The organism is Colwellia psychrerythraea (genome assembly GCF_000764185.1).
In the GTDB taxonomy this organism is placed as follows: Bacteria; Pseudomonadota; Gammaproteobacteria; order Enterobacterales; family Alteromonadaceae; genus Colwellia; species Colwellia psychrerythraea_B.
Genome location: NZ_JQEC01000068.1, coordinates 39,411 through 45,926 on the forward strand (window position 1 = coordinate 39,411; position 6,516 = coordinate 45,926).

At 34.8% G+C, this 6,516-nt stretch carries 8 protein-coding genes; 1 reads left to right on the plus strand and 7 read right to left on the minus strand.

The genetic code is table 11. From position 1 onward, the window contains the following. The first annotated feature begins 101 nt into the window (after nt 1-101). Nucleotides 102-605 (plus strand): GNAT family N-acetyltransferase, encoded by a 504-nt coding sequence (locus tag GAB14E_RS02705; RefSeq protein WP_052094052.1) that lies wholly within the window; start codon nt 102-104, stop codon nt 603-605. A 619-nt stretch (nt 606-1,224) separates the two neighbouring features. Here GAB14E_RS02705 and GAB14E_RS02700 read toward each other — a convergent pair. From GAB14E_RS02700 to GAB14E_RS02670, 7 genes are all read right to left on the minus strand, one after another. Continuing rightward, nucleotides 1,225-1,794 (minus strand): hypothetical protein, encoded by a 570-nt coding sequence (locus GAB14E_RS02700; RefSeq protein WP_033084160.1) that lies wholly within the window; start codon nt 1,792-1,794, stop codon nt 1,225-1,227. Nucleotides 1,795-1,901: 107 nt separating this feature from the next. Further along, complete coding sequence (locus GAB14E_RS02695; protein ID WP_033084161.1) at nt 1,902-2,531, minus strand: hypothetical protein; 630 nt, start codon at nt 2,529-2,531, stop codon at nt 1,902-1,904. A gap of 136 nt (nt 2,532-2,667) precedes the next feature. Further along, the gene (locus GAB14E_RS02690) at nt 2,668-2,991 is read right to left on the minus strand and encodes a hypothetical protein (RefSeq protein ID WP_033084162.1); all 324 of its coding nucleotides are present in this window, start codon (nt 2,989-2,991) and stop codon (nt 2,668-2,670) included. 97 nt (nt 2,992-3,088) lie between these two features. After that, nucleotides 3,089-3,643, minus strand: a complete 555-nt coding sequence (locus GAB14E_RS02685) for a hypothetical protein (protein ID WP_033084163.1) — start codon at nt 3,641-3,643, stop codon at nt 3,089-3,091. 146 nt (nt 3,644-3,789) lie between these two features. Next, nucleotides 3,790-4,314, minus strand: a complete 525-nt coding sequence (locus tag GAB14E_RS02680) for a hypothetical protein (protein ID WP_033084164.1) — start codon at nt 4,312-4,314, stop codon at nt 3,790-3,792. 125 nt (nt 4,315-4,439) lie between these two features. Beyond that, nucleotides 4,440-5,069 carry a hypothetical protein gene (locus tag GAB14E_RS02675; RefSeq protein WP_033084165.1) on the minus strand — a complete coding sequence of 210 codons (630 nt, stop codon included), beginning with the start codon at nt 5,067-5,069 and terminating at the stop codon, nt 4,440-4,442. 212 nt (nt 5,070-5,281) lie between these two features. Beyond that, a protein-coding gene (locus GAB14E_RS02670) for an IS3 family transposase (protein ID WP_156115705.1) occupies nt 5,282-6,462 on the minus strand; the annotation gives its coding sequence in 2 pieces (ribosomal slippage) (nt 5,282-6,177 and nt 6,177-6,462; 1,182 coding nt in all). Between the last annotated feature and the right edge of the window lie 54 nt (nt 6,463-6,516).

Below are 6,516 nucleotides of genomic sequence, written 5' to 3' on the forward strand. Positions count from 1 at the left end.
ATATCATTTTACCTCATGTGTCGTATAGAGCAATAATCGAACTTCTACAATTTTTAGTTACTGTTCAGACAGTCGTAATAAAGTTTATAAAGAGGTATATCATGATTATTTGTGAAACGAACAGGTTACGTATTAGACATTTTTCGGAAAAAGATGCTGAGTTTATTATTCATCTTTTGAATGAGCCTTCATTTATCGCCAATATAGAAGACAAAAAAGTACGAACCATAGACGATGCGATAAAATATTTGAACGATGGACCAATAGCAACTTATCAGGAATTTGGTTTCGGTTTGTATCTGGTGGAATTAAAGGAAACAGGAGATCCCATTGGAATGTGCGGTCTGCTTAAAAGAGCAGTATTAGAAGATGCCGATTTAGGTTATTCCTTTCTAAAACAACATTGGTCTATGGGTTACGCAAAAGAATCTGCTTCGGCAGTGCTAAAAAGTGCTAATCATGACTACGGATTAAATCGAGTAATAGCGGTTACTAAAGTCGATAATCTGCGCTCCTCTGGTTTGCTTGAAAAGCTAGGTTTTAGCTTCGAAGGTATGATTGAAATGTACGGCGACAATAATAAATTATTTGGGATTAATTTCTAGCGGAGCTTTAATTAAATATTCGTGTGATATTACTGAGAGGTCTTCATAACCTTGTTTGGTAAGATTTTTTAAACTTGCAATAATAAATATTACTAATAAAAAACTATGGGAACAGCCGTTACTATATCAGGATGATTATTCGTTAATATCGGTGTTTTAGCCAATATTTTAGGTATATCTTGGCAGTCTGTTTTAAAGCAGCAGGTAAAATATGTTACAACAGCACCTAATAACACCATAAAAACAATAAATTTGTATTGATAAAAGATATCAAAATATTTAAAAAAACATCTTTAGGTAAAAGGGTTAGACCAAGCGTGCATAACTCAAACGGTACAATAATAATTGCTAACAAAGTAAATGCATTAAATGTATCCGTTTTACCTTTTTTCTTATTTCTTATTTCTTATTTCTTTCATTCGAATTGTAATAAACACATAAAAAATAATTACGGATATACGTAAAACAACAAAATAGTGTTTCTTTGAATGTCATCATTAACCTCTGAACACTCGAAAAATAAGTATGCCCTAACGCCCTCGTTAATGGGCAAAATATAGTTGGCTAGAAAAGCGACGAAGGAGCAAAAGCCAATTGCATTTTGTCCTTATTAAACAGCTTATGTAACCGAACGCTGCGGACTTCGCTCTTGATACTGTTTAGCTGCAGTAAATTTTTCTTTAAACTCAGAAATCACGCTAGTAAAACAATTTACAGAATGTTGTGTATTTACTAATGCTACATCTTGTTCGGCTTGTAACCTCAAAAGCTCAGGAACACCTTTTTCAACATTCCAGTTAGCAGCTCCAGCATGTCTATTCCCAACTTCTGCCATATAACCTTCTAAGATCGGTAATGAGCTTGTAAATAATTTAGTATGATCTCCCATTAGTTTTTTAACTACATCATGGGATGCATCGAATTCAGCTTTAATAGCTCCAATGACGGTAATATTATCTTGCAGCAATGCGAACTCTATACTTATCGCTTTCAGCAATTCATACCTTTTCTGTTCTATTTCGGATTCTTCAGCTCTATTGTTATTTTTTATGGACTCTTCTAAAGCTTCTTTACTAATTTTCGCTGACCTTCTTGTCCAAATAAAACTCAAGACAGATAGCAAAAATGCTGCAAAGGCTAGTGCGCTTGCAAACTTAGAAGAATCAATTAACTGACCGATAAATTCCATACTTTCCTAGGTTACATAACGCCTCGCTAACGGGCGCAAAATTGTTGGCTAAAATTAGCGAAGAATGAGCGCAAGCCAACTGTTTTGCGTCCACTTTAAGCGACTTGTTATATATCAATTGACTCTAGAGGTAAACAAAAACTGTACCTCCAATCCAATCGCTTTAAATCTACATAAATATATTCAGGCAATTTCTCAGCATGTTCAGGAAGATCTTTTTGGCATTTAATCTCGTGATAGTTATTGAGTACCCTTCCCGTATAAATATAAGTAAATGACCAGATATAGACGTCCGGTAAATTAACACAGTTTGGGTGTGGCTCAATCAAATACTGACTTAATTTTATTCCATTGTTTTCACTTGTTTTACCTTTGTAATAATACAATTGATTGAACCACTCAACGTAATTACACCACTCTTTTAATACTGAATCCTCTTTGATATTTTCGGCAGCATTGCTTAATCGAAGAATGGATGGCTCATATCTATCTCTATAAGCCTCTCTAGCTAACTCAAACAAAGCTTCAAATATAGTATCTTTCTTTATACACTTGGAGTCTAAAGCATAATCAACCATTTGATTTAACAAGCCTATAGACCTCACAGGGTTATCACCCCACTCATAGTCAAAAGAACAGTCTTCATAATAAGCCCAAAGTTTCCAGTGGTCTTCATTCCAAGGATCCAATTCTTCAAGTTCTTCTTCTGTAAATTGATTTCTATTTATTTCTATCATTCTTTATCTCAACTAGAAGAGCCGGCTTGATACCAACGCCTCGTTAAGAGGCAAATAATTGTTGGCTAAAATAAGCGACACAGGAGCAAAAGCCAACTGTATCATTGTCCTTTTGAGTGCCTTGTTAGCAGCGATTTTACCTCGCATCTGGGTCATCATGATCCCAACCTGAGAATTCGGAAAAAACAACATCCATTGTATCGCGTGCTTCTTGAATATGAGTAGTTGCTTCTTCGCTATCAGGATTTTCCCACTCGACTAAATCTTCTTGAACAAAGAATTCTTCTTCTATTAATTCAAATTTGCACTCTTCTAACACCTTAATAAAAAGCGAACGAGCATTTTTTTCATTTTCCGCAGGTATATAACACCTTACAGCTACACCGTTATATTCTTCAGGGTCAATATCACATCCCTGTAAAGGTTTTAAATCAACTAGTGCGATAAATACTGGAGTCATGCATACCAACGCCCTGTTAAGGGGCAAATTGTAGTTGGCTAAAATGTGTAGCGGAGCGGAACTAGCCAACTGTTATTTGTCCCGCTTGAACAGCTTGTTATATTTCACTTGCCACCTTAGTTTGCTTATCAAAATGATCAACTGAAAAACTAAACAGCACTTTAATCATAAAGAACATACTAACCATTAAAAACCATACAGGAAGAGACATATAAATTAATAACAATATACCGTAACACATTAAGTTTGCTGCAATAAAACCCTGAATGGATTTTCCTTTTAAGGCATTAACTAAAAATGCTGAGGCTATAGTGAATCCCCAAACAATCAAAGCAGTATCCATTGGTTCAGAAAGTAACCAAGCGATAGCCAAGATATGGATATGAATGGAAATAAATACAAGACGATTTTTAGGTTTTTTTGAGTAAAACTCATTGGTACCAAAACTAAAGTTTGCAATGCACCCCGCTAATACATCGGCTATTAATATATAAGCGACAATTGTTTGCCAACTCCCTAATTCGATGTCTGCGAGGGAGTAGATAACCCAGCTACCAATTAAAGCAAATAAGATTGTGCAAGAAACTTCTAATATTGATTGTTTCTCTCCAAGTACTTCGTAAAGAAACTCGGGTGTTTTAAAGTACTTCATTACTTAAATATGATTTCCAAATTAGACACTAAAACAATTATTTTAACTAATGTTCGCGTGAAATATAACGCCCTAATAATGGGCAAAAAATTGTTGGCTAAAATATTGAGGAACGAAAACAGCCAACTATTTTTTGTCCTTATTAATTAGCTTGTTATACAGCTAGCGCTCATATTTTCAAATTTAATATTTTGCTCTAACTGCACTGAAGTAAAGTAGTCACCAAAATTATTAGTAAGCTTATTGAGCAATATTTTACCGTTTTCTAAATTTTTAACATTACACGCTTTTGAGTTAAATCGAATATAGTTTTGCAGCGTATTTCTATATTGGTTTGCAAGTACCCAAAGATGTTTAGAATTACTCTCAAAAGCCTGCTTAGTTGACCCTAGTTCCTTTTCAATCCAAGTATCTTTTGATGAAGGTATTACACTAATGTAAAGACGACTAGAATTTAATAACTCTGTGTAACACTCGACATTATTCAATGTTTTTAGTTTAAAGTGAGCTTGTTCGATCTTCTTAAAAGCACCATTGAGTTTATTTTCTAATTCAACAAAGCTTTTGGATAGAATTAGTTCGTTAGTACTATCTAATGGAACGTCACAAATGACTTTTTCAGCAAAGGTATTTGTACTTATGATTAGAAGAAATAAAAACAAAACTTTCAAATTAACTCCGAATTCTAATAGTGGTATAACGCTCTAATAATGGGCAAAAAATTGTTGGCTAAAATGTTGAGGAACGAAAACAGCCAACTGTTTTTTGTCCTTATTAATTAGCTTGTTAGGCATATTTAATTTCCAACATACTTTATAACATTGTTTATAAATAAACCCGTATTTTCAACAGAAAGATGTAATATCCAACGAATATGTGGGGTTTCTTTGGATGACACAAAAATACTAAATGGATCGTTAATACTTGAACCTATTCTATTAACAACAAACTTTGAATTAGAGATAGCATTTCTAAACTCCTTACAATCAGAACAAAACCATAAAGAGTAAAATGGAATTCGATTAATTACTTCAAATTCATTGGCGTTTAATTTTGATATAAAGTTAGTTAAATTATCAAAAAATAAATCCTTGTTGTATTCACTGGGAAGGTAATAAAGGGATACATATTTATTTTCATTTATTCTTGGGCAAGTATTATCAATTGAAGATGACCATAGGTTTTTATCAGTTGTATCATCTTTTCCTAGAGCATACTTTGTAATCTGACAGTTCCCACGAGACGTTTTTCTGGGAGCAGATACTGCTGACCATACATTCTGAATAGTTAATTCTTTCTGTTTAGAAGTTGGACAGTAAAATATTGCATCTATCTCTTCTTTAATAGGGACACTTAATGAGAGTATATCTTCTTTAACCGTAATATATTTACAGTGTGATACAGATAAGATTGTTTCAGCGGACAATTTACTAGCAAAACTAGTAATTAGAGCAACAATTAAAATTAGCGCTTTACGATTTAAAATTGTTAACTCCCTCTAGAAAAAAACGCCACAATTGACTATATGCCTAACGCCTCGTTAAGAGGCAAATAATATGTTGGCTAAAATAAGCGACGCAGGAGCAAAAGCCAACTGTTATTTGTGATCTTCCCCCGATAAAACGGACACATTTTTTTTCACGCTGCCAGGGCTTCATATTCTATTGGCGAACAATAATTTATCCCTGAATGCAGCCTCGAAACATTGTAGTATTTGTTAATGTAACTTCCAAGTGTTCCGCGCAGTTCTTTATCACTATTAAATACATTACCGCGAATAACTTCGGTCTTCATTGAATGGAAAAATGACTCCATATGCGCATTATCAGTACATTTACCCGCTCGGCTTAAGCTATGTGTAATACCTGCTCGTTTTAAAGCCGTTTGAAAAACATTACCTCGATATTCCACACCTCGGTCTGTATGCAGCATTAAACCACCTTGAGGTCTTCGGTTCTTTATTGCATTTTTTAGTGTTCGTTTGGTGACTTCCATCGTTCTCTTTTTATCTAAACTCCAGCTAATAATACGCCGTGAATATAAATCCATTATTACCGATAAATAACGCCATATACCTTTCACTTTCAAATACGTGACATCTGCTACCCATACTTTATTTTTAACCAATGGCACTTCACCATCAGGTCGTAAGTTTTTACCTGTCGTAAGGAAGCGCTTATAAAACGCAGAGCGTGTCGTCACGCGCATCACTCGAGCGACCAAGCCAAGTGCACGATACAAGCGTTCAACACGTTTTTTACCTATGCTGTATCCTTGCTTTTGCAAGGCTTTAAATATGCGGGGACTACCATAGCGTCCTTTATTCTCAGTGAATATTTGCTGAATTTTCTTTTTAAGTTCAACATCCTCTATCGCTCTAGCACTTGGTTGACGTTCACACCAATCGTAATAGCCACTTTTAGAAACATCAAAAAACTTCAGTAATCTCGTTACCTTTATGTCGGCTCTGAGTTTTTCGATGAATCGATATCGGCTTGATGTTCCTCGGCAAGAAACCGTTGCCACTTTTTTAGGATATACAGCTCCTCCTTGAGCTGTTTATTTTCACGTTCTAGTTGTTGTTCTTTGGTAAGTACTTTTTTGGCTTTTGATTGGCCAGCCACTTTTTTTCGTTTATCAGCCACAATGATCCCTTCACGATATTCTTTTCGCCATCGTGACAGCATAAACGGGTGTATGTCGAGTTTTTCAGCGACTGATTTTATTGTGACGCCAACAACATAACTTAATTGAATAGCGTTGACTTTGAAGTCATTTGAATACTTCCAAGTTCGTCTTGGATTGTTGTACTTAGGCATAAGACACCTCATCTTTAGTTAGATTTTGGTGTCCGTTTTATCGGGGGAAGATCA

What these genes read in the sequence shown, in the direction of transcription:
- GAB14E_RS02705 (WP_052094052.1), top strand. Translation starts at nt 102, where the DNA reads ATGATTATTTGTGAAACGAACAGGTTACGTATTAGACATTTTTCGGAA.
- GAB14E_RS02700 (WP_033084160.1), bottom strand. Translation starts at nt 1,794, where the DNA reads ATGGAATTTATCGGTCAGTTAATTGATTCTTCTAAGTTTGCAAGCGCA.
- GAB14E_RS02695 (WP_033084161.1), bottom strand. Translation starts at nt 2,531, where the DNA reads ATGATAGAAATAAATAGAAATCAATTTACAGAAGAAGAACTTGAAGAA.
- GAB14E_RS02690 (WP_033084162.1), bottom strand. Translation starts at nt 2,991, where the DNA reads ATGACTCCAGTATTTATCGCACTAGTTGATTTAAAACCTTTACAGGGA.
- GAB14E_RS02685 (WP_033084163.1), bottom strand. Translation starts at nt 3,643, where the DNA reads ATGAAGTACTTTAAAACACCCGAGTTTCTTTACGAAGTACTTGGAGAG.